Source organism: Variovorax sp. 01T439_2 (genome assembly GCF_056398445.1).
Window position 1 is genome coordinate 1 of record NZ_JBFTPJ010000822.1, and the last position, 2,705, is coordinate 2,705.

Genomic DNA, 2,705 nt, shown 5'->3' on the forward strand with positions numbered 1-2,705 from the left:
GTCGGAGGTTCTGCAGGGTGCGGATCCGGCCGGGTGGCTCGCCCGCCTGAAGGGCGAGGATGCGGCGTGGATCGAGGATGCACCCGCGGTGCTGCTGCCGGTGCAGGCCGGACGGCGCTACGCGTCCGTGAGCAGGAGCGATGCGGCCGGCTGGCTGGTGGTGGCGGAGGTTCCCGCCTCGGAGGTGATGGCCGATCTCTACCGCGAGATGCGCCTGCTCGGCGGCGTCATTGCGCTGGCCGCGCTGCTGCTGGGCGCGGGGCTGATCGCCTTCATCCGGCGCATGGTGCGGCCGCTTCGCGTACTGAGCGAGCATGTGCAGGCCATCGGCCAAGGGGACCTGTCGCGGCCGCTGTCGTCCGACCGCCGCGACGAGATCGGCGTCATCACGCGGGCCGTCGAGTCGATGCGCGGCGGCCTTGCCAAGGTGGTGGGCGGCGTGCGCCAGGGCACCGATGCGATCGCCACGGCTTCGGGCGAGATTGCGGCGGGCAACCAGGACCTTTCGTCGCGCACCGAGGAGCAGGCCAGCTCGCTGGAGCAGACCGCGGCCTCGATGGAAGAGCTGACCTCCACGGTCAAGCAGAACGCGGACAACGCGCGCCAAGCGAACCAGCTGGCCTTGTCTGCCTCCGAGGTGGCAGTGAAGGGCGGCAGCGTGGTGGGGCAGGTGGTGGACACCATGGCCTCGATCAATGCCTCGTCCAAGAAGATCGTCGACATCATCGGCGTGATCGACGGCATCGCGTTCCAGACCAACATCCTGGCGCTCAATGCGGCGGTGGAAGCSGCAMGWGCCGGYGAGCAGGGAAGAGGCTTCGCAGTGGTTGCTTCCGAAGTGCGCAACCTGGCCCAGCGCTCAGGCGCGGCCGCCAAGGAAATCAAGGGCCTGATCGACGACTCCGTCGGCAAGGTCGACATGGGCAGCGCCCTCGTGGGCGAAGCCGGCAAGACCATGGCCGAGATCGTGGGCAGCGTGAAACGCGTGACCGACATCATCGGGGAGATCACGGCCGCGAGCCAGGAGCAGAGCACCGGCATCGAGCAGGTGAACCAGGCGATTGCGCAGATGGACCAGGTGACGCAGCAGAACGCGGCGCTGGTGGAAGAAGCCGCCGCGGCGGCGCAGTCGATGCAAGAGCAGGCCGCGAGCCTCGTACAGGCCGTGAGCGTGTTCAAGCTGGACGGCCCGCCGCGCCAGGCCGCAACCGCCCTGCGCCAAACCAGCCCTGTCCATTACCACGCGCCCGAGGTGGCGCCCATCTGAGGCCGCGCGCCTCCTTCACTCCCATTCGGCATTCAAAGATGAACTTCCTTTCCAACATGCGCATCGGAACGCGCCTGGCCATCGGCTTCGGCCTGGTTCTCGCGCTGACCCTGGTCTCGGCCGCCTTCGCCCTGGTGACCGCCCGAAGCAATGCCGAGGCCACGCGCCAGATGATGCAGAGCCCGCTCGCGAAGGAGCGGCTGATCTCCGACTGGTACGTGCTGACCTACTCGGCCATTGCACGCACCGCGATGATTGCCCGCACCACCGACGAGACGCTTCCCGTCACCTTTGCCGGCGTCATCTCCGACAGCGTCAAGAAGGGCGGCGAGACCATGGCCAAGGTCGAGGCCCTGCTGGTGACCGACGTCGAGAAGTCGACCTTCAAGTCCATCGTCGAGCTGCGGGCCAAGTACCAGGCCGCCAAGGACGCGGTGCAAAAAGCCAAGGCCAGCGGCACCCCGGGCGAAGCGGAGGCGGTTTTCAAGAACATCTTCCAGCCGGCCGCCAAGGCCTATGAAAGCCGGGTGCTCGAACTGCTGGCGCTCGAGCGCAAGGCGATCGACGACATGAGCCATGCGATCGACGCGGCCAACGAGCGAGGCTTCAACCTGCGCATCGTGCTCACGGTGCTCACGCTGGTGATCGGCGCGGCCTGCGCCTTCCTGATCGCGCGCAGCGTCACGCAGCCGCTGGGCCGCGCGGTGAAGGTGGCCGAAACCGTGGCGAGCGGCGACCTGGGCTCGGTCATCGAAGCCGACTCGCGCGACGAGACCGGCCAGCTCATGCAGGCGCTGAAGCACATGAATGAGAGCCTGGCCAGGGTGGTCGGCGAAGTGCGCCAGGGCACCGACACCATCGCGACCGCTTCGGGGCAGATTGCCGCGGGCAACCGGGATCTCTCGGCGCGCACCGAGGAGCAGGCCAGCTCGCTCGAGCAGACCGCGGCCTCGATGGAAGAGCTCACGAGCACCGTCAAGCAGAACGCCGACAACGCGCGCCAGGCCAACCAGCTCGCGCTTTCGGCCTCCGAGGTCGCGGTGAAGGGCGGGGGCGTGGTGGGGCAGGTGGTCGATACCATGGCGTCGATCAATGCGTCGTCCAAGAAGATCGTCGACATCATCGGCGTGATCGACGGCATCGCGTTCCAGACCAACATCCTTGCGCTCAATGCTGCTGTCGAAGCCGCGAGAGCCGGCGAGCAGGGAAGAGGCTTCGCAGTCGTCGCCTCCGAGGTGCGCAACCTCGCTCAGCGCTCGGGCGCCGCCGCCAAGGAAATCAAGGGCCTGATCGATGACTCGGTCGACAAGGTCGAGGCCGGCAGCCGCCAGGTGGCCGAGGCGGGCCGCACGATGGACGAGATCGTCGACAGCGTGAAACGCGTGACCGACATCATGGGCGAGATCACGGCGGCCAGCCAGGAACAGAGCACCGGCAT

At 67.7% G+C, this 2,705-nt stretch carries 2 protein-coding genes; both read left to right on the forward strand.

Annotated features, from left to right (window positions below):
• Positions 1-1,267: methyl-accepting chemotaxis protein (locus AC1DOC_RS28335; protein WP_478130983.1), on the forward strand; the 1,267-nt coding region annotated here is incomplete at its 5' end.
• Between the two features lie 38 nt (positions 1,268-1,305).
• Positions 1,306-2,705, forward strand: a 1,400-nt coding sequence (locus AC1DOC_RS28340; RefSeq protein ID WP_478130984.1) for a methyl-accepting chemotaxis protein, incomplete at its 3' end; no start/stop codon positions are given.